Source organism: Streptomyces sp. NBC_01116, assembly GCF_041435495.1.
Taxonomy (GTDB): Bacteria; Actinomycetota; Actinomycetes; order Streptomycetales; family Streptomycetaceae; genus Streptomyces.
The window spans coordinates 3525556-3551912 of the sequence record NZ_CP108644.1 but is presented as its reverse complement, the minus strand read 5'-3'; the positions used below and the strand labels follow the sequence as shown (position 1 = coordinate 3551912).

Genomic DNA, 26357 nt, shown 5'->3' with positions numbered 1-26357 from the left:
CGCCGTTTCTCCGGGGCGCTCCGTTGTTCCTCCGGGGTGCTCGGCCCCCTCGACCAAGGGGCCGGCCCTCTCCCGTTCCCCCTGAGCAGGGGATGGGAGAGGGCCCGCCGGACGAGAACACTGCTCCTCATCGCCGCCGCGCCGTGCGGGACCGCGGCGCGGCACGGGAGGAAGGACGTGATCGTGGCAGGACGGACCGGAGACGGAGGGCAGACCGGAGACGGGCGGACCGGAGACGGAGGGCGGACCGGAGGCACGGGCATCGCCGGGAGAGCCAGGGACGGGCTCGCCGCACGGCTCGAGGGTGAGGTCTTCACTCCGCTGGACGCGGGGTACGAGAGGGAGCTCGCCGGGTTCAACCGGATCGGGCAGCACCGGCCCGACGTGATCGTCGCCGCCCGGTCGGCCGGGGACGTGTCCGCCGCGGTGTCCTTCGCCGCCGGGCAGGCGCTCCCGATCGCCGTTCAGGCGACCGGCCACGGCATCGCGGCGCCCGCGCGCGGCGGTGTCCTCGTCGCCACCCGCCGGATGAACGCGGTCGCCGTCGACCCGCTCACCCGTACGGCGTACGTGGAGGCCGGAGCCCAGTGGCACCAGGTGATCGCGGCCGGCGGGCCGCACGGCCTGGCGCCGCTCAACGGGTCGTCGCCGCTGGTCGGCGTCGTGGGCTACACGCTGGGAGGCGGGCTCGGTCCGCTGGGCCGCCAGTACGGTTTCGCCGCGGACCACGTGACCTGTATCGAGATCGTCACCGCTGACGGAAGCGTCCGGCAGGTCACCCGCGACCAGCATCCGGACCTGTTCTGGGCGCTGCGCGGCGGCAAGGGGAACTTCGGCATCGTCACCGGGCTCTGGTTCGGCCTGATGCCGGTGCGCCGGCTCTACGGCGGTGGGATCTACTTCCCCGGTGAGCAGGCGGCGCAGGTTCTCCACACCTGGCGGCAGTGGACCGCGACCGTGCCCGAGGAGATGACCTCCTCCGTGTCGCTGCTCCGGCTGCCGGACGTGCCGGACGTGCCGGAGTTCCTCCGCGGCACGTTCGCGGCGCATGTGCGGATCGCGTTCACCGGCCGGGCCGAGGAGGGGGAGCGGCTCGTCCGTCCGCTGCGCGCGAGCGGTACGCCGCTGACGGACGGGGTCGGCGAGATGCCGTACACCTCGGTGGCCGACATCCACAAGGACCCGGTGCATCCGCTCGCGTACCACGAACGCAACATCGTGCTGCGGGAGTTGGGGGCGGATGCCATGGAGGCGTTGCTGCGGGCGGCCGGGTCCGGTTCGCCCTGCGGGGATCTGATGGTCGAGGTGCGTCACCTCGGCGGCGCGCTCGCGCGGCCCGCCGAGGTGCCCAACGCGGTCGGTGTCCGCGAGGGCGCGTTCACGCTCACGACGCTCTCGCCCCCGGGCTCGCCGGACGCGGTCCTCGGGCCGATGGAGCCGTGGAGCACGGGCCGCCGTTACCTGAACTTCCTCGCGGGCGCGGACACGGCCGGCTCGGCGGCGGAGTGCTTCGACCCGGAGACCCTGGGCCGGCTGGCGCGCGTGAAGGCCGAGGTCGACCCCGGCAACCTCTTCCGGCTCAACCACACCATCGCGCCGCGCCCGTGAACGAGTCGGCCGTCTTCCTCAGGAGTCCATCATGACCACGCACGAGGCCGCGTCGACCGCGGCCGCCGGCACCGTCCCCCCGCCGGGAGCCCGCTCGGACGGGCTGCGCTACGGCGCCCTGTTCGGCCCGGTCGTCTTCGGCGTCACCGCCGCCGGCGTCGCCCTGCCCGACGTGGCGTCCTCGCTCGACGCCTCGGCCACCGCGACGGCCTGGGTCCTGACGGCCCACGCGCTCGCCCTCGGCGTCGGCACCGCGCTGTTCGGCCGCCTCGCCGACACCCGCGGCGTACGCGCCGCCCTGCTGCTCGGCTCGCCGGCCCTCGCGGTCGGCGCGGTCGTCTGCCTCGTCGCGCCCAGCCTCGGCGTCCTGGTGGCCGGGCGCTTCGTGCAGGCCGCCGGTTCCGGTGCCATGGCGGCCGGTGCCATGGCGCTCACCGCCTCGGTGCCGCCGGACCGGCGGCCGCGGGTCTTCGCCGGATTCGGGGCGACGATGGCGATCTTCTCGGCCGGCGCCACCCTGGCGGGCGGCGTCCTCACCGAGTGGGTGACCTGGCGCATCGCCCTGGTCCTGCCCGCGCTCTCCCTGATCGTCGTCCCCATGTGCCTGTCCGGGGCGCCTGCGCGCAGGAGCTCCGGCCGCTCGATGGACCTGCCGGGCGCGGCTCTGCTGACGCTCACCGCCATGTCGTTCCTCGTGCTGATCCAGTCCTCCGCGCTCGCGCTGGGCACCCTGCCGGTGATCGCGACCGCCGTCGTACTGGTCCTGTCGGCCGCCGGACTCACCTGGCGCACCCGCGACGGCGACACCTCCTTCGTGCCACGCGCGCTCGTCACCGACCGCGTGTTCCTGAAGGCCGCCGTCATCGGCATCGGCGTGTACGGCGGCCTGTTCGCCGCGATGTACGCCGTACCGCAGCTCCTCGTCCGCGACCACGGCTTGAGCGTCCTGTCCGTCGGCGTCCTGCTGCTGCCCGGCGCGGTCGTCGGCGCGGTGCTCTCCAGACTGGCCGGCCGGCTCACCGCGGGCGACCACGGCAACCGGCTCCTCGCCGCGGTCTCGCTCGCCTTCGCCGCGGCCCTCGCCGGCGCGCCGACCGGCTCCGGCGTGCTGCTGCTGGTCCTCGGCGCCTCGCTCGGCTTCTCCGCGTTCTCCGTCACGCAGGTCTTCACCACCGCGCTGATGTCGGGACACGTCGAACCGGCCCGTCGCGGCGGCGCGATGGGTCTGCTCAACCTCACGTTCTTCGTCGGTGGCGGCGTCGGCAGCGCCACCGCGGGCGCGCTGGCGAGGTCGATGCCGCTCTCCACGGCGCTCGGCGTGGTGGCGCTCTTCCCGCTGGGCGCCGCCCTGGTCGCCTTCACCCTGGGCCGGCGCACGCCCTGACCACGGCACGAGCCCTCGCCCGCCCGCCCGTCCACCGACCCTTCCGCCCGTGGCGGGGCGCTCAGGCGCGTCGGCCGCCGGTGATCGCCTCGCCCGCGTGGATGATCGAGCCGAGCATGGTGTGAGCGGCCTGGAGCTGTTCGATGGAGCGGCCCATGCGCTCGCGTTCGTGCTGGAGGTCCCGGGCCATCTCCTCGCAGGTCGGCGCCAGGATGGTGCCCTCCTCGGCCATGCAGGGCAGCACTTCGCGGATCAGGTCGGTGTTCAGTCCGGCCGCGAGCAGAATGCGGATCCGGCGTACGGCGGCGACGTCGGGCTCGCTGAACTCGCGGTAGCCGCTGGCTCGCCGCCGCGGTCGCAGCAACCCCTGCTGCTCGTAGTACCGCAGGCTCCTGGTGCTGATACCGGTGCGCTTCGACAGCTCGCCGATGAACATGTGACTCCCGGCACGGAAGATTGACTCTGACGTCAATGTCAAGGTCTAGCTTCACCGGCATGACAACCGACCGCAAGCCCCAGCACCGTTCCGCCATCGACCCGCAGGCCCTGGCCGGCCGGAAGGCGGTCGTCACCGGCGGCACCATCGGCATGGGCCGGGCCATCGTCCGGGCGCTGACCGACCGGGGCGCCGAAGTGCTGTACACGGGCCGCGACGACCAGCGTCTCGCCGAGGCCCAGGCGGCGCTCGGCACCCCGCTGGCGCACCCGGTGCGCTCCGACGCCGCCGACGCCTACGCCATCGACGCCCTCCGCGACCAGGTCGCCGACCGCCTCGGCGGCATCGACCACCTGTTCGTGAATCAGGGCATCGCCGAGTTCCAGACGCTCGAAGAGGTCACGGAGGAGTCGTGGGACCGCATCTTCGACGTGAACGCCAAGGGAGCCTTCTTCACCGTCCAGCGGCTGGCGCCGCTGATGGCCGAGGGCGGTTCGATCGTGTTCACCACCGTCTCCAACGACCAGATCTTCCCCGGTCTCAGCGCCTACTCCGCGGCGAAGGAAGCCGTCGCCGCGTTCTCGAAGGTGCTCGCCGCCGAGCTGCTCCCCCGGGGGATCCGCGTCAACGCGATCGCCCCCGGCTTCATCCTCACCCCGACGATGGGCGTCGCCGGACTCACCGAGGAGCAGCGCGCCGAGTTCGTCGAACAGGGCAACGCCTCCACGCCGATGGGCCGGGGCGGCACGGTGGAGGAGGTCGCCGCCGCCGCGCTGTACCTGGCGGTCGAAGCCACCTTCACGACCGGAGTGGAACTGACCGTGGACGGCGGATTCGGCCAGGGCCTCGGCGCCTGACGGATGCCTAGGAGTCTGACGGACGCCTAGGCGTCCGACGGGCCACAGGGTCGGGTGCTGCCCTGGTCCCGGTCCCGGGCGCTGTCCGGTCCCGGGCGCAGCCCCGGTCCCGGGCAGCAGGTTGCCGGGCGGCAGGGGCCGGGGCGGAGCCCGGGACAGGGGCGGCGCCCGGAGCCAAGGCGGCAAGGTTCCGGCCGCCCGGGCCCGCCCGCTGACAGACTGGCCCCATGCATCCGCCGAGCCCCCGCCGCCTCTCCCTCCAGCAGATCGTCGAAGGGCAGCGACGCGCCGCCTTCGTCGGGCGGGAGGCCGAACTGGGCCTGTACCGGGCCAACTTCGCGCGACCGCCGGAGGACCCCCGGCACCGGTTCGTCTTCCACGTGCGGGGGAACGCCGGGGTCGGCAAGACCTCGCTCGTACGGGAATGGCGGGAGGTGGCGGGGGAGTTCGGGGCGCTGACCGCGTCGGTCGACGAGAGCGCCGACTCCGTACCGGACGTACTCGCCGACTTCGCCGCGCAGTTCGCCGAGCAGGGACACCCGCTCAAGGCGCTGGACCGGCTGCTCACCACCTACCGGCGCGCGCGCCACGACGCGGCCGGCCGGCTCGCGGCGGACAGCGGGACGCCGGGCGGGGCCCCTTCGCCCGGGGCGCTCGCCGCCGCGCAGGCCGGGCTGATCGCGGCCGGGGCGATACCCGTCGTCGGGGCGCTCGCCGGAGGCATCGACCCGGCGGTCGTGGCGCGGGGCGCGGGCGGCCTGCGGGCCGTGTTCGGGGGGCGGGCCCGGCAGCAGGAGGAGGCCCTGCTGCTGGCGGAACCGGTGCGGGTCCTCACCCCGGTCTTCGTCGCCGAGCTGGACCGGGTCGCGGACACCGTGCCCTGGATCGCCCTCTTCCTGGACACCTACGAGCGCACCGCACCCCAACTGGACCGGTGGCTGGCGGACCTGCTGACCCCCGGCCGGTACGGCGACCTGCCCGCCAACCTCGTCCTCACCCTGGCCGGTCAGCGCCGCCTCGACCCCGTCCACTGGGGCGACCGGAGCCGGCTGGTCGCCGACGTACCGCTCGGGCCGTTCACGGAGGCCGAGTCGCGCCAACTCCTGCACGGACGGGGGGTGGTGACCGAGTCCGTCGTACGGGAGGTGCTGCGGCTCTCCGGCGGTCTGCCCGTCCTGGTCTCCACGCTCGCCGCCAACCCCGGGGCGGCCGGGGAGGCGAACGCCACCGCCGTCGAACGCTTCCTGGCCGGGGAGAGCGACCCGGCCCGCCGAGCGGCCGCGCTCGCCTGCGCGCTGCCGCGCCGCTTCGACGAGGACCTGGTGGCCGTCGCCGTGGCCGCACCGCGGAACGGGCCGCACGCCGTGCCGGATCTCTACGACTGGCTGCACGAGCTGCCGTTCGTCGCCGAGCGGCACTCCGGCCACTCCCGCTACCACGCCGTCGTCCGCGCCCCGATGCTCCGCCTCCAGCGCACCGGGTCGCCGCGACGGTGGAAGGCGGCGCACGACCGGCTGGCCGACGCCTTCGCCGCCCGGCGGGACGCGGCGGCCGAGGGCATCGACCCGGAACGCCTCTGGGCCGAACAGCCCTGGCGCCGGGCCGCCCTGGACGTGCTCTACCACCGGCTCTGCGCCCGCCCCCGCACCGCGCTGCCCGAGGCCCTGCGCGCCGGGATCGAGCTGTGCGGGCAGGCGCCGTCCCGCGCCCGGCACTGGGCTCGGACCCTCGCGGAGGCGGGCGAGGACGCCGACAACGCCGTACTGCGCGACTGGGGCCGGGACCTGCTGGCCGCCATAACGGACCACGGGCCCCGGCCCACCGCCGCCCTCGGGCTCCTGCTGACCCGGGCCGAGCTGACCGACACGGACCGGGCCGCCGCCCTCGTGGTGCGCGCCTGGGACCGCTTCCGCGCCGGGGAGCTGGAGGCCGCGCTGTCCGACCACGGGCGGGCGATCGCGGTGGACCCGCGCAGCGAACGCGCCCACCAGGGCCGGGCGGTGATCCTGCGCTCGCTCGGCCGCTACGAGGAGGCCCTCGCCGACCTGGACCGGGCCGAGGAGATCGCGCCCGCCTGGGCCTGGGCGGTGCGGGAGCGGGGGGAGACCTACCGGCGGATGGGCCGCCCGGAGGAGGCCCTGACCGTCCTGGACCGGGCGCACGCCCTGGACCCGTCCGACGCCGTGCCGCTGGGCAGCCGGGGCCTGGTCCGCCATGTGCTGGGCCGGCACGAGGAGGCGCTCGACGACTTCGACCGGGCGATCGCGCTGTGGCCGGAGTACGCCTGGGCGCTGGTGAGGCGGTCCCGGGTCCGCACCGTCCTGGGCGACCCGGTGGGCGCCCTCGCCGATCTGGACCGGGCCGAGGAGCTGTCCCCCGGCCAGGCCGGTACGGAGGGGGAGCGGGGCGAGGTGTACCGGGCGACGGGCCGGCCCGAGGAGGCCGTCGCCTGCTACGGCCGGGCCCTGGCCCTGGACCCGGACTACGCCTGGGCGCACGGCAGCAGGGCCCTCGCGCTGGAGGCGCTCGGCCGGATCCCGGAAGCGCTGGCGGACCTCGACCGGGCGCTGGTCCTGGACCCGGACTACGCGTGGGCGCGGGCGCAACGGCAGCGGCTGGCGGCCCGGACGGGGTCGTAGGGTCGGGGGATGCGCGAAGTGCGGGTGGTGCTGATCGGCGGGACCTCGAACACCGGGAAGTCGACGGTCGCCGAGGCGGTGGCAGGGCGGCTCGGCTTCGAGCACCGCTCCACGGACGGCCTGGCCCGGCACCCGGGACGGCCCTGGCGGACCCCGGAGCACGAGGTGCCGCCGCATGTCGCCGAGCACTACGGGACGTCGACCACCGACGAACTCCTCGCCTCGGTCCTCGACCACTACGAACGGCTCTGGCCGCGCATCGAGGAGCTGATCACCGACCGCGCGGGATCCGGGGCTCCGGGCCTGGTCCTGGAGGGCTCGGCGCTCTGGCCCGCCCGCGTCGCCCGCCTGACGGTTCCCCGTACGGCCGCCGTGTGGCTCACCGCCGACGACACGGTCGTACGCGACCGGGTGCGGGCGGCGGGCCGCTACGAGGAGGCGACGGACGCGGAACGGCACCTCATGGACCGGTTCCTGGCCCGCACCGGCCGCTTTCAGAAGCTGATGCTGGAGGCCGTGGACGCGCTGGACCTGGACCGGGTCGACACCGGCGGCGGACGTACGGTCGCGGAGGTGGCCGACGCGGTGCTCACCGCCGCGGCGGCCCAGGCGCGTCCCGGACGCCGACTCCCGCACCGGTCAAACGCGACCTGAAGGACGTCCGTCGACATACCCGTACGTACCCAGGTCGCCCCCTCTACGGCCCGTTCCCGTTCGATTACAGTGCTTGCGCGGTCGCCCGCAGAGGCCCGCGCGGACGAGCATGTCGTGACGGGGAGGACCGGGGTGAGCACAGGGACCACGGCGGTCTGGGGCCGGGCCGAGCAGCAGGATTTCCGCAGCCGGGTCCGTGGGGCACTGCTCGGCGGGGCCGTCGGGGACGCGCTCGGGGCGGGGGTCAGCGAGCTCGTGCTGGAGGAGATCCGCGCCGCCCACGGTGCCGAGGGGGTCACCGACTACGTCCCCGCGCACGGCAGACGCGGCGCCGTCACCGCCCTCACCCAGCTCACCCTGTTCACCGTCGACGGGCTGATCCGCGCCCAGGTCCGCCGTGACACCGGGGCATGGCACCCGCCCACCGATGTGCACCGGGCCCATCTGCGCTGGGCCGCCACCCAGCACGACTGGGGGCCCGACGAGCGGCGCGAGGACAACGGCTGGCTGGCCGCCGAGGAGTGGCTCTACGCCCGCCGCGAGCCGGCCCGGGAATGCCTGGGCGGGTTCGGGGACTCCGTCATGGGCACCCTCGACCGGCCGAAGAACCCCACCGCCCGCGACGCGGGCGCCCTCACCCGGTCCGCGCCGTTCGGGCTCCTGGTGGGCTGGGAGCCGGGACTCGTGCTCCAGCTGGCCGTCGAGTGCGCGGCCCAGTCCCACGGTCACCCCGCCGCCCAGCTGTCCGCCGGGGCCTTCGCCGTACTCGTGCACGGTCTCGCACGCGGCGAGAGCCTGGACGGGGCCGTGCGACACGTCCTGGCGCTGCTCGCCGAACGCCCCGGCCACGAGCCGGTGACCGGGGCCCTGCGACAGGCCCTCGGCTCGGTGCGGCAGGGCATCCCGGGCCCGGCGCTGATCGAGGCCCTGGGCGCGAGCGACGCCGCCGAGGAGGTCCTCGCCGCCGCCGTGTACTGCGCGCTGGTCAGCGAGGACATCCGGCACGGGCTGAGGCTCGCCGTCAACCACAGCGGCCCCTCCCGCGCCACGGGGTCGGTCTGCGGGGCGCTGCTCGGGGCGCTGCACGGCGAGACCGCGCTGCCGCCGGCCTGGCTCGCGGAGCTGGAGGGACGGGCCACGCTCCTCGAACTGGCCGACGACTTCGCGATGGAGATGACCCAGGGCCCCGCCCTGCACAGCCCGGCGGCCGTCGCCCCGGGCTGGCTGGCCCGCTACCCGCGCGGCTGAGGCCGGCCGGATCGCCACCCGCGCGGCCGAGGGGCGGGGCAGGCCGACTACCCGCGCGGCCGGGGGGCGGGGGCCGGGCCTCCGTCCTGGGCGGGGATCGTGGCGGCCGTCGCCGTGCCGTCCCCGTCGTCGTCACCGTCGCCCTCGTTGATCCGGGTCAGGAGCGCGTCGCGCTCCGGGGTGTCCTCCGGCTTCACGTAGCCGATCAGGATGTAGAGGACGAGCGAGACGGCGAGCGGCACGGACACCTGGTACTGGAGTGGCACCCCGCCCTCGACCGCCCAGTGGATCGGGTAGTTGACCAGCCAGAAGGCGAACAGGCCGGAGGCCCAGCTGACCAGCGCCGCCGTCGGCCCGGACTTCCGGAACGGGCGCAGCAGACCCAGCATGAAGGGGATCGCGATCGGGCCCATCAGCCCGGCGACCCACTTGATCACCACGGTGATGATGTCCTTGAACGCGGGCGAGTTGATCTGTGTCGCGATGGCCATCGACAGCGCCAGGAAGGCCACGGTGGTCCAGCGCGCCGCGATCAGCCCGGCACGCTCGTTCCAGCCGCGCGCCGCCTTCGAGAGCGTCGGGGCGATGTCCCGGGTGAAGACGGCCGCGATGGCGTTGGCGTCCGAGGAGCACATGGCCATCGTGTGGGAGAAGAAGCCGACGATGACCAGGCCCAACAGGCCGTGCGGCAGCAGCTGTTCGGTCATCAGGGCGTAGCTGTCGGAGGCGTCGGGCTTCTGCGCGTCGACCAGGAGCGGCGCGCACCACATCGGGAAGAACAGCACCAGCGGCCAGACGAACCACAGGATCGCCGAGAGCCGGGCGGACCGGGTGGCGGAGGCGGCCGAGTCGGTGGCCATGTACCGCTGGGCCTGGTTCCACATGCCGCCGTTGTACTCGAAGGTCTTGATGAACAGGAAGGCCATCAGGAAGGTCACCGTGTACGGGCCCGCGGTCGGGTCCGCGTGCCCTTCCGGCAGCTTGTCCCAGACGGTCCACAGCGTGGAGAAGCCGTCGAGCTCGCTCATCACGGCGAGCAGCATCGCCAGCCCGGCGAACAACTGGATGATGAACTGGCCCAGTTCGGTGAGGGCGTCCGCCCACAGCCCGCCGACGGTGCAGTAGATGCCGGTGACGACCCCGGTGATCAGGATGCCCTGGGTGATCGAGAGGCCGGTGAAGACGGACAACAGGGTCGCGATGGCCGCCCACTTGGCGCCGACGTCCACGATCTTCAGCAGCAGCCCCGACCAGGCGAGCGCCTGCTGGGTCCGGAGGTTGTAGCGGTTCTTGAGGTACTCCAGCGGCGAGGCGACGTGGAGCCGTGAGCGCAGCCGGTTCAGCCGGGGCGCGAAGAGCTTCGCTCCGATGAAGATGCCGATGGCGATGGGCAGTGACCAGGTCACGAAGGACGTGACCCCGTACTGGTACGCGATGCCGGCGTAACCGGTGAACATCACCGCGCTGTAGCCGGACATGTGGTGCGAGATGCCCGACAGCCACCACGGCATCCTGCCGCCGGCCGTGAAGAAGTCGCTGACGTTGTCCACGCGCTTGTGCGACCAGAGTCCGATCGCCACCATCACGCCGAAGTAGCCGATGAGTACAGCCCAGTCGAGACTGTTCATGTCCCCCTCCAGGGGTCCGCCTTGTGAACGGGTACGCACTTCGTCGGTACGGCCGTTCAGCGGCGTCCCCTTGCGGGAGCGGGGACTTCGGGGATTGAACCCTCTCTCGGTGCCCTCGGTCAAGGCTGCCTGCCGGTCATAGATGTGAACGAGGGTCAGCAAGGCGAACGATTTTACTCGTTCTTGACCTTGTGGGGCGTTGTCGTGCACGTGACCGCGGCCACACGATGGGCGGGCACTTCGTCAGGCTGTGCAGAGAAGTCCAGGGAGTGCGCGGCAACGCGCGAAGGCCGCACGGGATGCGGGTCCCGTGCGGCCGGGAAGTCGAGAGGGAGGGCGCCTCGTGCGCGAGTGAGCGGGAGTGGTGCGAGGGAGCGAGGAGGAGCCGCCCGGGGCGCTTGTCCGAGCCCGGTGGGGTGCCTGTGCGGGCCTGGTGGCGCGTGCGTCAGCGCATCAGCTCGCCCGCGTTGACCAGCAGCGACTGGCCCGTGATCGCCCGTGCCCGGTCGGAGGCCAGGAAGGCGACGGCCTCCGCCACGTCCCCGTCCGTGGCCAGCTCCGGCAGCGCCATCCGTTCGGTGAGCCGGGCCAGCACCTCGGGCTCCGGTACGCCCTCGGAGTGCGCGGTGAACCGGACGTACGCCTGCACCGGCGGCCCCCACATCCAGCCCGGCAGCACCGTGTTGACCCGGATCCGGTCCGGGCCCAGCTCCCGGGCGAGCGAGTACATGGCCGAGGTGAGCGCCCCCTTCGACGCCGCGTACGCCGCCTGCCACACCTGGGAGGGGGCGGCCACCGCGGACTGCGTGCCGATCACCACCACCGAACCGCCCCGCTCCTTGAGGGCGGGCAGGCAGGCCCGGGTCATCCGCAGGGTGCCCAGGAGGTTCACGTCGATGACCGACTGCCAGGTGGTGAAGTCCGCGTCCTGGAGTCCGCCGAAGTAGCTGTCCCAGGCCGCGACATGGACCACCGCGTCGATCCCCCCGAACCGCTCCACCGCGAGCGCCGCCAGCGCCTCGCACTGCGCCTCGTCCGTGATGTCGGTGGAGAGGTGGGCGGTGTGCCGGCCGCCCGGATCGATCTCCGCCGCGGACTTGGCCAGGTTCGCCGCCGTACGCGCGCCGAGCACCGCGCGTCCGCCGTCCCGGACGACGGTCCCGGCGACCCGGTGCCCGAGCCCCGGCCCTACGCCCGACACGATGACGGTCTTCCCCGTGAGCAACATCGACGCCTCCCGGCCCTGGAAGTTAATCTGACGGACCGTCAGAGTAGGGGGATGCGGGAGCCGATGGAAGAGGACGGGAGGGATGCGGACGGCAAGGGGTGGCAGGGGACGGTAGGGGATGGACGAGGGCCGAAGAGGAAGGCGGGCAGGGCGATGGCCGATGGTGCCGGCACGGGGAGCAGGGGCACGGACAGCGGCGGCGGGACGGGGAGCGAGCGGTACGCGGAGCTGGCGGGGGCGGGGCCGTACGGGGTGCGCCCGGGGCACGCGCTGATCACCATGGTCGAACCGCATCCCGGCCATGAGTACGCGTACAACCGCTGGTACGAGGACGACCACTACTACGCGGGTGCGACGGCCATGCCGTGGATGTTCGCCGGACGCCGCTGGGTGGCCACCAAGGACCTCCAGGAGCTGCGGTACCCGGAGACGTCGGCGGTCGCTCAGCCGGTCGGCGCGGGCTGCTACCTGTCGACCTACTGGGTGACGGAGGGGCGCTACGACGACCACATGAAGTGGACCGTCGCCATCAACAAGCGGCTGAACCGGGACGGCCGCGTCTACCAGGACCGTACCCATGTGTTCACGGCCTTCCAGGACCACGAGGCCACCGTCTACCGCGACGGGGCCGCCGGCCCCCGGGACTTCCACGCGCTCGACCACCCGTACGCGGGCCTCGTCCTCCAGGTCGTCGACGCCGAGGGGCCCGAGCAGCGGGCGGAGCTGCTGGAGTGGCTGCGCTCGCGCCATCTCCCGAAGCGGCTGAAGGGGTCGCCCGCGGCCATGGTCACGGTGTTCCGGCCGACGCCCCTGCCCGGCGACCGGATGACGTACGTGAAGCAGGTCGAGGGGGTCGACACCCGGCTGACGCTGCTGTGGTTCCTCCAGGAGGATCCGCGGAGCTGCTGGGAGGAGCGTTTCACCGGCCTGGACGCGGCGGTCGCGGAGACCGGCCTCGGGCGGGTCGAGCTGGTCGCGCCGTTCGTGCCGACCGTGCCGGGGACGGACCGGTACGTCGACCGGCTGCGGTGACGCCGCGGAACGGCGCCAGATCGTGCGCGGCCGGATCATACGGCGCCGGATCGTACGGGGCTGGATCTGCGGCGCCGATCGTGCGGCGCCGGATCGTGCCGAGCCCCCTCGGCCAGGACGGCGAACCGGTCGAGAGGGCTCCATCAAGTGGTGCGGTGACGCGGTGGTCAGGCGTTGATCGTGTCCGTGGCGACATCGCGCACGAACGCGTTCCACGCACCGGGGACGAAGGTGATCGAGGGGCCCTCGGGGGCCTTCGAGTCACGGACGGCGATGGAGAGGGCGACCGGGGACTTGACCTCGACGCACGCGCCGTTGCCCCCGGAGTACGACGACTTCGTCCACTTGTCCGTTGCACCCTGAAGAATTGCCATGTTCACTCCGGTTCAGAGAGTTGGGTGAGTCGCACCAACCTGATTCCGATTGGCGTGATCGACGCTACTCGCCAAGCCCCGCCCATGAGATGGCCGTTCACTCGACCGGATGGTCTTTCTCCGTTGAGCCTTCCGTGACGAGCGGGCGGCGGTGTACTATCCCGCCGCCGCTCCCTCAACGCTCCTCGGATTCCGTCGCCGACGCCGGGGCGGATGTCCTGATTCCGCTGGTGGGGTCCGGTGTGGCCGGGGGTTGCCCGGTGCGATCCGGTGCCGCGGGGTCGTCAGCTCGTGTACGACTTCGCGATCTTGCTGATGAACTCCCGGGTCTGCTCCACGTTCAGCGCCTGGGCCCGCAGGTGTTCGTACATCACGCTGTAGCGCTGCACGTCGTTGGCCTTCTCCAGGTAGAGATCGCTCGTGACGCCCTCGATGTAGACGACGCTGGAGTCCGCGGTGTCCGGGAACTCCAGGATCGCGTACTGGCCGTTGATACCCGGGTGCGCACCCATGTCGAACGGCAGGACCTGCACGGTGACGTGCGGCAGGTGGGACTGCTCGACGAGGTGTTCCAGCTGGTCGAGCATCACCTGCTTGTCGCCGACCACCCGGCGCAGCGCCGACTCGTCGATCACGGCCCACAGCCGCAGCGGGTTCTCCGGCGCGTTGACCCGGTCCTGCCTCCGCGACCGTACGTTGACCCGCTTCTCGATGTCCGACGAGGGGGCCTCGGGGAGCGCGCCGCTGATCAACGCCTCGGCGTACGCCCGGGTCTGGAGCAGGCCCGGGATCATCTGGGGCTCGTACACCCGCAGCGACTCCGCGTCGGTCTCCAGACCGATGTAGACGCTGTACGGGATGTCGCCGAAGGCGTGCCACCAGCCCTGCTGGCGGGAGTCCTTCGCCATCTGCATCAGCGAGTCGACGATGCGGACGTCCTCGACCTCGTACACCCCGCAGAGGTCGCGCACATCGCGCTGGCTGATGGACCGCCGGCCGTTCTCCAGGCGGCTGATCTTCGACTGCGAGACCAGCAGTCGCTCCGCCACTTCCTCGGCCGTCATGCCTTTGAGTTCGCGCAGGCGGCGCAATTCCTGGCCCAACCTGCGTCGCCTGACAGTGGGATTGACGTTGGACGGCACGGAAACGGCACCTCCGGCTATGTAGCTGTGCGTATCTACTGCTCAGCAGATTGCCACCCCTTGCCCCGGCCGCGCTGGGAAACGGCCACACGCGGGGCGCGGGGGCGTACGCACCGGTGTGCGGAAGGGCGCGCAAGCGCACGGGGCAGCCGGTGGTGGTGACTACCGGCTGCCCCGTGCGTGGTGCGGCTCCCGGACCGGGTCGGTGAAGACTGACGGCGGTGCGGCGTTGTGCTGTTCTCAGGTCCGTGCGGTCAGCTCGCGGCGGTGTGCGCCATGCTGCCGCGACGGGCCTGTGCTTGCGGCTGCAACGGAACGCCCGCTGCCTGCTGCGTACGGCGTGGCTGGACGGCCACTCCGTTCTGGACGTCCATCACGGCGTGTGCCACGAGTCCGCCCATGGGGTCATGCCTGATCAGGTCCCGGAGCCGGGAGCGCGACGAGCGCCCCTCGTTCCCGGGGTACAGATGCTTGCCGAGTCCGACCGCGTGGGCCAGTGCGGCGAGCGCCGCGGTCCGCGGGTCCGGCGGAACGCCGGTGCGGATCGCGCTGTCCAGCCGGTTCCTGATGTCCCGGCTGATCGCCGTCTCCGTCGCTTGGTAGCGAGTCGTCGGCAGCACTCCGCACATCTGGCCCGCCACGGCATGAACCATGCCGCACCGCTCCAGATGAGCGAGATAGATCTGGCGCAGCCCCAGGCGGGGCCCGCCGATCCAGTGGACCGCCCGGACCGGGCTGCCACGACGGCGCAGCAGCTCCAGTGCGGAGTCCAGAGTCGGATCTCCTGTCGGCCGTGGCATCACCACGGCGATACGATCCCCGTCAGGGGCTATCCGTCCTGCCAGAGCCAGCTCCACTAGCTGTGCCCCGGCCAGGCCGAGGTCGAGCGACTGCGGCTGCGCTGTGGTACCCGTGGTCGGGTCCAGAGCGAGCAGCAAAAGCTCCTCCGGGATTGTTCTGCGGCTCCTGCCCATCCATGCCTCCCCGCGTGGATGTCTGACAGGGTGACCCCTCTCACATTGGTCTGTCGAGAGCGCCTGCCTGCTTTGTAGGGGAACCAGTAGGTATGTCGTTCTCGTCTAGCAGCTCGGCCAGGGGTTCACACAGGACACTGGTAGATGGTTCGGACAGCGCGGGGTGGCCCCGCAGCGCAAGAGGAGGCATCGGTGGCGGGCGAGTCCCCCGACAAAACGGAGCAGCAGAAGTCGTCGGGGACGGCTGCGGAGGAACGCGACCCGCGCTTCGCCGTGTTCCGTGACCCTGGCGCGGACACGGACGGGACCGCGGACGCGGACGGGAGCGCGGTCACCGGCGCGAGCGCTGATGCGGGCGCGGATTCGGGAGCCACGTCCGACACGGCGACCGCTGTGTTCCGTCCCCGGCTTCCGGCGGACGCCGCCGGGCGTGAGCCCGAGGCGGAATCCACCGCTCCGGCGGATGGGCCGGAGACCGAGCCGGGGGAGACCTCCTCCGAGCCGGAGGCCGGGCCCGCCGCCGAGACCGGGGCGGAGACCGCCTCCGAGCCGCGGAGTGAGCCTGTGGCGGCCTCTAAGGCCTCCACGGCCTCTGGGGAGGCTGCCGCGCCTCCGGAGGGCACGGGAGCCGCCGAGGGTCGTACGGGCCCGGACGCGGGCGCGGAGGCGTCCGACGCGGTGACGGCGGACGCCGAGAAGGCCGACGCCTCCGCGTCGGCTGCCGCGCAGGATCCGGAGGCCGGGCCCGGGACCGGGGACGGCCGGCTGCGTGACGCGGTGGCCGCGTGGGTCGACGGCGCGGCCGAGGACGAGCCGGCTGCGGGCACCGAGGCGAGCGCGGACTCCGGTGCGGAGTCCGGGGCCGACGCCAAGGACCGGTCCTCCGCGACGGCCGAGGCGAAGTCGGAGCCGAAGCCGGAGCCGGAGCCGGAGCCCGACAAGGACGAGGCGGACGCGGCGAAGGCGGCGGACGCGGCGGACGCGGAGCCGGAGTCGAAGGGCGAGCCCGACGACAAGGCGAAAGCCGGCCCCGGCCCCACGTCCACCGCCGCGGCCGAACCGAAGGCCGACGGTGCCGAGCCGGACACCGACGACCACTCCGACCAGCGAGAAGTCGACCAGCCCACCGCCATCTTCAAGGCGGTCAAGCCGGTCGGGGCCTTCGACCGGGTCGACCAGGCGACGACCGCGCTGAAGCTCCCACCGCGCGAGGGCAAGCCCGGAGACGAGTCCGAGAGCAAGTCCGGGGACAAGCCGGGGAGCAAGCCCGGGGACAAGAGCGGGACCAGGCCCGAGAGCGACGCCGAGCGCACGAGCACGTTCGTGCCGCTCCGCTCCGACGCCGTACGGTCCGCCCCCGCGCCCCGCAAGCCGGAGCCCGCCGGGGCCGGGGCCGGGGCCGGGGACGGGGCGCCCGCGCGCACCCCGGAGTCCGGGGAAGCCGCCTCTCCGGCCTCCTCGGCGCCCGCCGCCCCGTCCTGGGCGGCGGCCGAGCGGACCCGGCAGCAGCCGCTGCCGCCGAGGCCCCCGCTCGATCTGCTCGCCGAGCTGACGAACACCCCGCCGCCCCCGGAGACCCCGGTCCGGACCGCCGTCCGACGGGTCAAGATCTGGACCCCGCTGGTGCTCCTCCTGCTGATCGTCTTTGCGATCGTGCAGGTGATGCGCCCGCTTCCGGAGCCCTCGCTGGAGCTCACGGCGAAGCCGACGTACACCTTCGAGGGCGGAGAGACGAAGCTGTCCTGGCCCGGCCAGGGCCAGTCGGCCGTGATGGTCGACGGCGTGGGGTCGCTCGGTTCCGAGGGCGCGCAGAAGTCGGCCCCGATCGCCAGCGTCGCGAAGGTCATGACCGCCCACGTGATCCTTCAGGAGCACCCCCTCAAGGGTGACGAGGAGGGCGAGACGATCACCGTCGACCAGAAGGCCGAGGACGAGTCCAAGCGGCCCGACGAGTCGACGGCGCCGCTGACCAAGGGGCAGAAGCTCACGCAGCGGCAGATGCTCCAGCTGCTGATGATCCCCTCGGGCAACAACGCGGCTCGGCTGCTCGCCCGCTGGGACGCGGGTTCCGAGGACGCGTTCATCGACAAGATGAACGACGCGGCCAAGGAGCTCGGCATGACCGGGTCGACGTACACCGACCCGAGCGGGCTGGAGAAGACCACGGTCTCCACCGCCACCGACCAGCTGAAGCTGGCGCAGGCGGTCATGCGCAACGAGGTCTTCAGGAAGATCGTGGACATGCCCGAGACCGAGATCGAGGGCATAGACGGCAAGATCTACAACAACAACAACCTCCTGCTGCAGCCGGGCGTGAGCGGTATCAAGACCGGGTCCTCCACCCCGGCGGGCGGCAACCTGCTCTGGTCCGCGAACACCAAGGTCGACGGCAAGCTGCTGTGGATCTACGGAGCGGTCATGGGCCAGCAGGCCGGCACCGGCCGGGTCTACGACAGCCTGGAGCTGTCCCTCCAGAACAGCCTGAAGCTGATCAAGGACGCGCAGGAGGCCGCCACCTCGGCGACGGTGGTGAAGAAGGGCGATGTCGTCGGGTACGTGGACAACGGGTTCGGCGGACAGACCCCGGTGATCGCCACGAAGAACCTCAAGGCGGTCGGCTGGTCCGGCCTGGAGGTCGAGCTGAGGGTCACGGACAACGGCAAGGGCATCGACCACGCCGCCAAGGCCGGGAGCGAGGTCGGCATGGTGACCGTGGGCACCGGCACCGGGAAGGTCACGGCGCCGGTGGTGCTGCAGAGCGATCTGACGGAGCCGGCCTTCGGCGACAAGCTGGCCAGGATCGGCTGAGACACCGGAGCGGGGAGGGGCGGGCGACGCCGTCGGCCCCTCCCCGCCGTTTATGACAGAGATACGTGCCGGGGGTACGTGTTAGCGTCCCCGGACAACTCAGGGACGCTGGGACGCGTCCTTGAAGAGGTACGGGGCCGGCGGAGGACGGGGAGAACCGTAGTGACCACCGCGGAGCCGAAGCCCGGCCGCGAGGCGGACGAAACCACAGGGACCGGGGGCGAGGCCCTGCACGTCCGCGTGCCGTCCCCCCGTGCCCCGGAGTCTCCGGACACCCCGGACACCCAGGAACCCGCCGACACCGCAGCATCACGGGAAGCCGTCGATTCACCAAGTCCACCCGTTCCACCTGGTTCCCCTGGTTCCCTCGATTCCCCGGGCCCCGCGGGACCCTCCGCAGTCCCTGCCGCGGGTCCCGCCGCTTCCGAGTCGTCGTCCGTCAGGACCCGGAGGCTGTTGCGGCACCCCGTCACCATCGCGACGGCGGCCGCCGCCGTCGGCCACGTCCTCTGGTTCTTCTTCTTCGCCAACACGGGCGGCGACATCGCCGCGCAGGACGCCTGGGCCGAGTTCGTGGGCCGGCACCCCGGCACGGCGTACAACCTGGCCTGGTACGGGGGCATGCACCCCGTCTCGTACAGCGTGGTCTCGCCCTACCTGATGTCGCTGCTCGGCGTCCGTACGACGATGATGATCGTCGGCACGGTCTCCTCCGCGCTGACCGCGCTGATCCTCGTGCGGGTCCCGGCCGTCCGCAATCCGCTGGCCTGCTCGCTCGCCGGGGTCTTCGCGTTCCTGTGCAACGCGCTGTCGGGCCGGGTGACGTTCGGGCTGGGCATGATGTTCGCCGTCGGCGCGGTGGCCGCGGTGTTCTGCTGGCCCTACCGGTGGCGGTACAAGCGCTGGGCCAAGGCCGCCGTCGCCGCCCCGCTCGCCGCGCTCGCCACCGCGTCCAGCCCCGTCGCCGGGCTCTTCCTGGGCGTCGTCGCGGCGGCGCTGTTCCTCCACAAACGACGCCCCGGCGCGTACGCGATCGGGCTCGCCCCGGTGGCCGTGGTGGGGCTGTCCGCCTGGCTGTTCCCGTTCTCGGGTACGCAGCCGATGTCGCTCGGGACGCTGTCGCTGCCGTTCCTCTTCGCGGCCCTCGTGTACGTCCTCGTACCGCGCGACTGGAGCACGGTCCGCACCGCCGCCGCCGTCTACGGGATCGGCACGCTGCTCACGTACGTCATCGACTCGCAGATCGGGTCGAACATCACGCGCATGGCGATGCTGTTCGCCGGCGTCGTGCTGCTCGCGGGCCTGCCCTTCGCGGTGCCGCGCAGCCGCCGCTGGTACGCCCTGGTCATCGCGTTCGTCGGGCTCAACTTCTGGATCGGTTTCAAGAGCGTCGACGACATCGTCCGCACCGCCCCCGCAGCGTCCTGGAACCGCGAACTGGCCCCGCTCATCAACCAGCTCCAGCAGGTGGAGGCAGAACGCGGCCGGGTCGAGGTCGTGCCCGTGAGCAGCCACCGCGAGTCCTCGGCGCTCGCCCCCTACGTCAACCTGGCGCGCGGCTGGAACCGTCAGGCCGACATGAAGCGCAACCCGCTCTTCTACGACGACACGCTGGACCCGGTGAACTACCGGGAGTGGCTGGACCGCTGGGCCGTGCACTACGTGGTGCTGCCCAAGGACCGGCCGGACAACGGGGCGGTCCAGGAGGCGGAGCTGGTCGAGCAGGGGCAGCCCTACCTGCGCGAGATCTGGGGCGACGCGAACTGGAAGCTCTTCCGGGTCCTGGACCCGGTGCCGCTCGCCGACCCGCCCGCGACGGTGGAGCGGGCCGGCGCGGACGGGCTGACGATCACCGTGAAGTCGGCGGGCCGGGTGCTGATCCGGATCCCGTACACGCGCTGGCTCGCCCTCGTCGACGAGGACGGCAAGACCGTGGAACGCCCGCAGGAGACCGAGGAGTCGAAGGAACGGTCGCAGGAGAACGAGACCGCGCCGAAGACCTATCTCAACACGAACGGCTGCCTGAACAAGGTCGAGGAGGGCCCGTACGGCGACGAGTGGACCGAACTGCTCGCTCCGCGCCCGGGCGTGTACCGGTTGACGGCTCCCTACCAGCTCCAGCCGGGCACGCCCTGCCCCGAAGAGCTGAGCTGAGCCCCTTGGCTGTTCCGTACGGTGTCCCGGGCACGGGCCATCGCGTACGCGGCTACCGCACGAAGGCGCGGTCGTGCGGCGACAGGTCGGTGGCGGGTCCGGCGGCGCGGAGGACCGTGTCGAGGGCCCGGTCCGGGTCCGCCGAGTAACACCCGCTGGCCCAGGCGGCGTTGGCCTCGATCACGGCCCACCGGCCCTCGTCGTCCCGGCCGACGTCGACGACGATCGCGGACGGCAGCGTCTTCCCGGCTGCCGCGAGGACATCCCGCCCGAAGGCGAGCGCGTCGCCGTCCGGCGGCCCGAGCCGGAGCCGGCCGGCCTCGGCGTACTGACCGGACGCGTGCACGGCGCCGTCGAGCAGATGGAGCCGGTGCTCGACGGCGAACGTCAGCACGTCGCTCACCAGCACCACGGTCGCCGGGTCCACGGCATCCGGTCCGGGAAGCCGGGACCCGTCCGCGTACACGAGCGCCGAAACGCTCTTGTCGTTGGGCGACTTGACGAAGGCGGGGCGTCGCAGCCGGTACGCCTCGCCGATGGGCATCGCCCGGACCTCCCGCCGGGTGAGCGCCCGCGGAAGGCGGGCGAGCCAGTCGGCGGGGGCCTCCAGGAGGGCGATTCCGAGCGCGGGGGCCACGACGTCGGCGAAGGAGGGCCCGGCGTGCAGATGCACGGAGTGGCCTTCGTCCCGGGTGCTCGCGGTCCCTCGGGTGCCCGCGGTTCCTCGGGGGCCTGTGGGCTCTCCGGCGCTCGCGGTGGGCGATGGTGGCCCCGTGCCCTCCGCGGTCCCCGCAGCCCACGCGGCCTCCGCCCACCCCGGGCCACCCAGCCCTTCCGGTACGGCGGAGGCCGTCGCCTCCACGATGCGCAGCCCGCGCCGCAGCGCGGCGGCACGCAACGTCCGGGCGGAGGCGGTGAGCCGGGGCGGGAGGACGAGGGTGCGCGGCGGGCGGGTCATGGCCGCAGATCCTCCCGTACGGGGGCGCCGCGCCGCACCGGCTTTTCCGGGACGCCGGGGGCGGGACGGGACCGGCGGGAGGAAGGCGCGCGAAGGCCGGCGGTGCGGCGGGCCTTGGCACGTCGCGGGAACGTCGCGCGCACGTCGCGGGCCGTCGCGCGCACATTGTGCGCGCCCGGGACCACCTGGTTCGATCGTGGCATGATCATCGAACCGTCCGTCGTACACGGCCTGATCGCCGCCCAGTTCCCGCACTGGTCCGACCTGCCGGTGGAGGCGGTCGGCGCGAGCGGGACCGCCAACGCGATCTTCCGCCTGGGCGCCGACAAGGCCGTACGGCTGCCCCGCACCGAGGGCAGTGCGGCGGATGTGGCGACCGAGCACCGCTGGCTGCCCCTGCTGGCATCGAGGCTGCCCTTCCCCGTACCCCTCCCGCTGGCCCAGGGCGTTCCGGACAGGGCCTTTCCCCGGTCCTGGTCGGTCTGCACCTGGCTGGACGGGACGAACCCGAGGCCCGGCGACGGCTCTTCGGCCTCCGAACTGCTCGCGGCCGATCTGGCGGAGTTCGTGCTGGCGCTGCGCCGGATCGACCCGGCGGACGCCCCGGCCGCCTACCGCAGCGAGTCTCTGGCCTCCCGCGATACGGAGACGAGTGAGGCGCTCGCGACCCTGGACGAGTCCTTGGACGGGGCGCTGGACGGGTCCCGGGGCGGAGCCCTGGACCGGGTCCTGGACCGGGCGAGCGCCACCGCCGTCTGGCACGAGGCTGTGAGCGCCGAGCCCTTCACCGGCCGGCCCGTCTGGGTGCACGGAGACCTCCAGCCGGGCAACGTCCTGGTCGCGGACGGCCGGCTCACCGCGGTCATCGACTTCGGCTGCACCGGTCTCGCCGATCCGGCCGTCGACCTGATCGCGGCCTGGTACCTGCTGACGGCGGGGGCCAGGGAGACGTTCCGTACGGCGGTCGAGGCCGACCACGCCACCTGGACGCGGGGGCGGGGCTGGGCGCTGTCCATCGCGCTGATGGAGCTGGCGCACTACCGGGACACGAACCCGGTGATGGCGAGGACCGCGGCGCATGTGATCGCCGAGATCCTCACCGAGGAGCCGGGGAAGCTCCTCGGCTGAAGGAAGGCCCCGGGGCCAGTGAGGGTCACGGGGCCGACTGAATGCTCGGAGGTAGCTGGCGAGAGACGGCGGCCGGGGCGGGGCGGTTCGAACCACCTTCGCCGTGCACACGAGGAGCTTCGCGACTCTCTTCTTGTCAGATCGACAGAAACTCAAGTACGGTAACTCGCATGGCACCTGATGCATGGTCACCAGTCTCCGTACTGCTGACGGTCGATCTCGTGATCCTGACGCTGCGGGAGGAGCGCCTGTGCGTCCTGCTTGTGGAGCGAGGTGAGGATCCTTTTCAGGGCATGCGGGCCCTGCCCGGCGGATTCCTCAATCACGCCGGTGAGCAGATCCTGGACGCCGCTCATCGTGAGTTGAGCGAGGAGACCGCTCTGGTTGCAGGGTCGGTCCACCTCGAACAGTTGGCCACCTATGGGGACGCGGGCCGGGATCCACGGGGGCGCGTCGTTTCGGTGGCCCATCTGGCGATCGCCCCGGGACTGCCCGATCCGGTCGCTGGAACGGATGCCAGGGACGCCGCATGGGTACCTGCGGATGCCGTGCTGTCCGGAGAGGTGCGACTGGCCTTCGATCACCGCCGGATCGTGGCGGACGGAATCGAATGCGCGCGTCGGAAGCTCGAATTCTCCTCGCTGGCCACGGCGTTCTGTAGGGAATCCTTCACCATAGCCGAGTTGCAGCAGGTTTATGAGGCTGTTTGGGGCGCGGATATCGACACCCGCAATTTCTACCGGAAAGTCCAGGCCGTGAAGGGATTCATCGTCCCCGCGGGATCGGGGCGCAGGGCCACGGGAGGGCGCCCCGCGCGGCTCTACCGGGCCGGTCCGCAGGCGGTGTTGTCTCCACCGCTGACCCGCCCCGCGCTGTCCTTGGCGGAAGAGGAATTAGGAAAGGGAGGGGAATAGATGTCGAAAGACATGGTGGTGATTCTCACCGCCCTCAATCTCGAATACCAGGCCGTACGAGCGAAACTGGCCAGCCCGCAGGGGCATCTTCACGAGCGTGGAACGCGGTTCGAGGTCGGAACCGTGCTGGGCACCTCATGCCGTGTAGCGCTCGGGTTGACGAACAAGGGGAATCACTCCGCCGCGGTGATCGCCGAGCGTGCGATCCAGGAGTTCTCGCCGGCGGCCGTCCTGTTCGTCGGCGTCGCCGGTGCCCTGTGGGACACCGCCAGGCTCGGCGACGTGGTCGTGGCAACTCATGTGTACGCCTACCACGGCGGGACGAGCGAGGACGACGGACTCAAGGCCCGTCCTCGGGTGTGGGAGGCAGCGCACGGCATCAGCCAGCTCGGCTCGCACCTGGCTCGGGTGAACGACTGGGCCGACGAGACGCCTGTCCGTGGGCGTGCCCCGCAGGTTCGCTTCGGCGCGATCGCCGCGGGGGAAGTCGTACAGAACTCGAAGATCTCGGCCCAGGCGCGGTGGATCCGGCAGCACTACAACGATGCGCTCGCCATCGAGATGGAGGCCGCGGGTGTGGCCCAGGCCGGCCATCTCAACGGGGCGCCAGTGGCCATCATCCGGGGAATCAGTGACCGGGCGGACGGCACGAAGAGCAGTGCGAAGGACCGTAGTTGGCAGCCGCGCGCCGCGGCCAACGCAGCAGCGTTCGCAACACGGTTGGCCGTGGAACTGGTGAGGGAACAGGAGCATTCGCCAATGTCACAGGCAGGCCGGGCCCTCGCGTCCGACGGGCGCACAGCGGGTGTCACGAACATGGCTCACAACAGCACCGTGGGCATCATGGCCGGGGTGGTCAAGGAGAGCAGCGTCCATGTACAGGGGGGCCCGGGGGCGGCCGGCCCGGCGGATCTGGTCGCTGAACTGGACGATTTACGTCGGCACCTGACATTCCATCACGCCGAGGGCGCCCTTGACGACGACACCCACCGTGAGGCGCTGGCCGAACTGGAAACGGCCCGCAGGGCGGCACGGGAGAACAACTCCGAGTCGTCCAGGAAGGCGACGATGGCACTCAAGAGGTTACGCGGTCTCGTCGCGGAGGTTCCCGAGCTGGTGGCCCGGTTGAGGCCCCTGGTCGTTGCCGCAGGTGACTTGTCATGAGCGACGGCAGCAGCCCGACGTACAACTCGGCCGCCGACGGTTCCACCGTGGGAATCCAGGCCGAGACCGTGCACAACTCCAATGTCTACTTCGTCCATCCGGACGCATCGCCCCTGGAGAAGTACGAGGTCGGCGTGCGGTTTCTGGAGGACGGAGTTCCCAGCCGCGCCCGCGACATGATCAGTGACGCGATCGCCCACGGGCACGAAAGTGCAGAGGTCCGTTTCCACTGGGTGCTCGCCATGCTCAGCGCCCGCGCCTACCACGACCTCAGTACCGAGGAACTGCAGCGGCTGCACCATGCCTCCGGGCTCGTACGAAACTATGCCGAGGACGAGTGGAGAGACGCTCTGCGGGTCGCTTTCGAACTGCTGGCCATGTTCAGCACCGCGGACGGTGAAACGGAACGCGTCCGGGACCGGCTGCGAGCCCTGTCGCCGCGCCCGCGCGCCGGAATCGTGCGCCACTTCGATCTCGTGCTCACCGGAGGGCTGAAGGACGCCCTGTGGGCCGAGCATCGCGAGCGGGCAGAGGCGGCCCGCCTCGGCGACGGCCGCGTCAAACGTGTCTGGGCCTATTTCGAGCCCGACCCCATTGGTCCGCGGGCCATGCCGCCTCGCCCGAGCACTGCTGCGTCCGCACAGGCAGCCCTGCCTCTCCGAGCAGGGATGTTCGTCGTCGGTGCGGCACTCCTCTGGGTCCTCGCGCTTCTCGCGGATCCAGTCTCGGCGGTTCTTCAGCTACTGATGGCACTCGGGGCCGGCCTGACCGCGGCCCACTTCGGCCGCAGCTGGTGGTACGAGGAACATGAGTTGAAGGGCAGGAACGGTGAGCCCACCATCCCGCACGCGCGCGAACCCGACTCGACGGGGGACGGGTTCACCCACCGCGTCCGCCATGCCTTCGAAACCTGCTTCAGCAGCCGTGCGCCCTGCGGACTCACCTCGCAGGAGTGGCTCGGACACACCATCCAGATCCGCAGCGGCCTCGCCGCCGAGATCGCGGCCCTCTACCGTGAGAGCCGCGTCAGCGTGGACCGGATCGACTGGCTGATCCGCCACCTCGCCGAGGACGCCCGCGACCGACACGACAGTGGCGCCCTGTTCGATCACGGCTATCGGAACCTGACCTCGGTGATGACGAAGGCGCTGTGTGTGATCGCCCTCATTGTTCTCGGCATCACGACTCTTGCCCTGCTGGGAACGGTGGCGGCAAGTGCCGGAGGGGCGCACCTGCCGATGGCCGCCCTGGCAGTAGCCGGTGCGTTCTGGTCCGGACGCGGGGCTGCGTGCCTGTGGCTGGAGGTCCGAGGTGAAGAGCGCCGGCTGGCGGAGGAGACCCAGGAGTATCAGGAGCGGCTGGCTGCGCGGCAGAACGCGTACCAGAAATGGAAGTCGTTGCTGGACGCCGCACGGCCGAGCGAGACGGAGATGGAAACCTGGCTCACCTGCGACAAGTCGCTGTTCGTCGACGAGGCACTCCGGCACTACCAGCTCACCTGGCGTGACCTGATCACTCACACCATTCTGGTGACACCCGCACGCCCCTACAAGCGAGGGCGGGTGAAGGGCGGTCCCTGGCGGTACTCGCGCTACAGCTTCCGTCTCTTCCTGGTCACCCAGGACGGCGTTCGCGAGATCAGCACGGAGTTCAATTTCGCCGATGCCAAACGTGCGGGCGAACAGCGAAGCAACTACCGGTTCGACGCGTTGTCCTCCGTGCAGGTCACGGAGCGGGAACGTGTCGGCTACGACCTGGAGCTCGTCCTCACCAACGGGCCGGCCAGGAACATCCGCGTCAAGGACGCCGAAACCCACCAACTGGCACCGGACGACGACGTCCGGGAGATCGCCGAGATCAACCTCAACGCGGCTGGTTTCATCCACACTTTCCGTCTTCTGGAAGGAATCGCGGCGGACGGGAAGGGCTGGATCGAACGGAACAACCCCAACAACCTGCCGTCGTTCCACTCTGCCGACTGAGTTCTCCGTGCCTGCGGCGGGCAGGGCCGGAGCCCCGCCCGCCCG

20 protein-coding genes are annotated in these 26357 nt (G+C 71.9%); 13 read left to right on the top strand and 7 right to left on the bottom strand.

All coding sequences use genetic code 11. The features are described from left to right. Nucleotides 1–183: 183 nt before the first annotated feature. Together OG245_RS15490 and OG245_RS15485 are read left to right on the top strand one after the other, a co-directional pair. Entirely contained in the window at nucleotides 184–1608 is a 1425-nt protein-coding gene (locus OG245_RS15490) for an FAD-binding oxidoreductase (protein WP_371624116.1), read from the top strand. A 31-nt stretch (nucleotides 1609–1639) separates the two neighbouring features. After that, on the top strand, nucleotides 1640–2992 hold the full coding sequence (locus OG245_RS15485; RefSeq protein ID WP_371624115.1) for an MFS transporter: 1353 nt from the start codon (nucleotides 1640–1642) through the stop codon (nucleotides 2990–2992). Nucleotides 2993–3053: 61 nt separating this feature from the next. On the opposite strand, the gene OG245_RS15480 is transcribed toward OG245_RS15485, so the two are convergent. After that, a complete protein-coding gene (locus OG245_RS15480; RefSeq protein ID WP_371624114.1) occupies nucleotides 3054–3428 on the bottom strand; it encodes a MerR family transcriptional regulator in 375 nt (124 codons plus the stop codon). Between the two features lie 59 nt (nucleotides 3429–3487). Between OG245_RS15480 and OG245_RS15475 the strand changes: the two genes are divergently transcribed. The 4 genes from OG245_RS15475 (at nucleotide 3488) to OG245_RS15460 (ending at nucleotide 8826) form a co-directional block, all read left to right on the top strand. Further along, on the top strand, nucleotides 3488–4285 hold the full coding sequence (locus tag OG245_RS15475; RefSeq protein ID WP_371624113.1) for an SDR family oxidoreductase: 798 nt from the start codon (nucleotides 3488–3490) through the stop codon (nucleotides 4283–4285). 227 nt (nucleotides 4286–4512) lie between these two features. Then, nucleotides 4513–6924 (top strand): tetratricopeptide repeat protein, encoded by a 2412-nt coding sequence (locus OG245_RS15470; RefSeq protein ID WP_371624112.1) that lies wholly within the window; start codon nucleotides 4513–4515, stop codon nucleotides 6922–6924. A 9-nt stretch (nucleotides 6925–6933) separates the two neighbouring features. Beyond that, entirely contained in the window at nucleotides 6934–7578 is a 645-nt protein-coding gene (locus OG245_RS15465) for a hypothetical protein (protein WP_371624111.1), read from the top strand. A gap of 132 nt (nucleotides 7579–7710) precedes the next feature. Further along, nucleotides 7711–8826, top strand: coding sequence for an ADP-ribosylglycohydrolase family protein (locus tag OG245_RS15460; RefSeq protein WP_371624110.1), 1116 nt, complete (start codon nucleotides 7711–7713; stop codon nucleotides 8824–8826). Between the two features lie 47 nt (nucleotides 8827–8873). Here OG245_RS15460 and OG245_RS15455 read toward each other — a convergent pair whose 3' ends face one another. After that, nucleotides 8874–10454 (bottom strand): sodium:solute symporter family protein, encoded by a 1581-nt coding sequence (locus OG245_RS15455; RefSeq protein WP_371624109.1) that lies wholly within the window; start codon nucleotides 10452–10454, stop codon nucleotides 8874–8876. Nucleotides 10455–10899: 445 nt separating this feature from the next. Next, the gene (locus tag OG245_RS15450) at nucleotides 10900–11682 is read right to left on the bottom strand and encodes an SDR family oxidoreductase (RefSeq protein ID WP_371624108.1); all 783 of its coding nucleotides are present in this window, start codon (nucleotides 11680–11682) and stop codon (nucleotides 10900–10902) included. A gap of 153 nt (nucleotides 11683–11835) precedes the next feature. Between OG245_RS15450 and OG245_RS15445 the strand changes: the two genes are divergently transcribed. Continuing rightward, entirely contained in the window at nucleotides 11836–12714 is an 879-nt protein-coding gene (locus tag OG245_RS15445; protein ID WP_371624107.1) for a hypothetical protein, read from the top strand. 167 nt (nucleotides 12715–12881) lie between these two features. Here the strand turns inward: OG245_RS15445 and OG245_RS15440 are convergent, their stop codons facing one another. The 3 genes from OG245_RS15440 to OG245_RS15430 all read right to left on the bottom strand — a co-directional run bounded on the left by OG245_RS15440 (nucleotide 12882) and on the right by OG245_RS15430 (nucleotide 15204). Then, on the bottom strand, nucleotides 12882–13088 hold the full coding sequence (locus OG245_RS15440; protein WP_371624106.1) for a DUF397 domain-containing protein: 207 nt from the start codon (nucleotides 13086–13088) through the stop codon (nucleotides 12882–12884). A 284-nt stretch (nucleotides 13089–13372) separates the two neighbouring features. Beyond that, nucleotides 13373–14230, bottom strand: coding sequence for a helix-turn-helix domain-containing protein (locus OG245_RS15435; protein WP_371624105.1), 858 nt, complete (start codon nucleotides 14228–14230; stop codon nucleotides 13373–13375). Between the two features lie 254 nt (nucleotides 14231–14484). Beyond that, complete coding sequence (locus OG245_RS15430; RefSeq protein ID WP_003968450.1) at nucleotides 14485–15204, bottom strand: GPP34 family phosphoprotein; 720 nt, start codon at nucleotides 15202–15204, stop codon at nucleotides 14485–14487. 192 nt (nucleotides 15205–15396) lie between these two features. On the opposite strand from OG245_RS15430, the gene OG245_RS15425 reads away from it, so the two are divergent. Next, nucleotides 15397–18012 carry a serine hydrolase gene (locus OG245_RS15425; RefSeq protein WP_371624104.1) on the top strand — a complete coding sequence of 872 codons (2616 nt, stop codon included), beginning with the start codon at nucleotides 15397–15399 and terminating at the stop codon, nucleotides 18010–18012. A gap of 162 nt (nucleotides 18013–18174) precedes the next feature. Next, nucleotides 18175–20166 carry an MFS transporter gene (locus OG245_RS15420; RefSeq protein WP_371624103.1) on the top strand — a complete coding sequence of 664 codons (1992 nt, stop codon included), beginning with the start codon at nucleotides 18175–18177 and terminating at the stop codon, nucleotides 20164–20166. 52 nt (nucleotides 20167–20218) lie between these two features. Here OG245_RS15420 and OG245_RS15415 read toward each other — a convergent pair whose 3' ends face one another. Next, on the bottom strand, nucleotides 20219–21124 hold the full coding sequence (locus OG245_RS15415; RefSeq protein ID WP_371624102.1) for an ATP-grasp domain-containing protein: 906 nt from the start codon (nucleotides 21122–21124) through the stop codon (nucleotides 20219–20221). Between the two features lie 201 nt (nucleotides 21125–21325). Between OG245_RS15415 and OG245_RS15410 the strand changes: the two genes are divergently transcribed. The 4 genes from OG245_RS15410 to OG245_RS15395 all read left to right on the top strand — a co-directional run bounded on the left by OG245_RS15410 (nucleotide 21326) and on the right by OG245_RS15395 (nucleotide 26312). Beyond that, nucleotides 21326–22252 carry an aminoglycoside phosphotransferase family protein gene (locus tag OG245_RS15410; RefSeq protein ID WP_371624101.1) on the top strand — a complete coding sequence of 309 codons (927 nt, stop codon included), beginning with the start codon at nucleotides 21326–21328 and terminating at the stop codon, nucleotides 22250–22252. 170 nt (nucleotides 22253–22422) lie between these two features. Continuing rightward, the gene (locus OG245_RS15405) at nucleotides 22423–23166 is read left to right on the top strand and encodes an NUDIX domain-containing protein (protein WP_371624100.1); all 744 of its coding nucleotides are present in this window, start codon (nucleotides 22423–22425) and stop codon (nucleotides 23164–23166) included. Beyond that, nucleotides 23167–24330, top strand: a complete 1164-nt coding sequence (locus OG245_RS15400) for a purine phosphorylase (RefSeq protein WP_371624099.1) — start codon at nucleotides 23167–23169, stop codon at nucleotides 24328–24330. Next, nucleotides 24327–26312, top strand: coding sequence for a hypothetical protein (locus OG245_RS15395; RefSeq protein WP_371624098.1), 1986 nt, complete (start codon nucleotides 24327–24329; stop codon nucleotides 26310–26312). Before OG245_RS15400 ends, OG245_RS15395 begins: the two co-directional genes overlap by 4 nt. The last annotated feature ends 45 nt before the right edge of the window (nucleotides 26313–26357 follow it).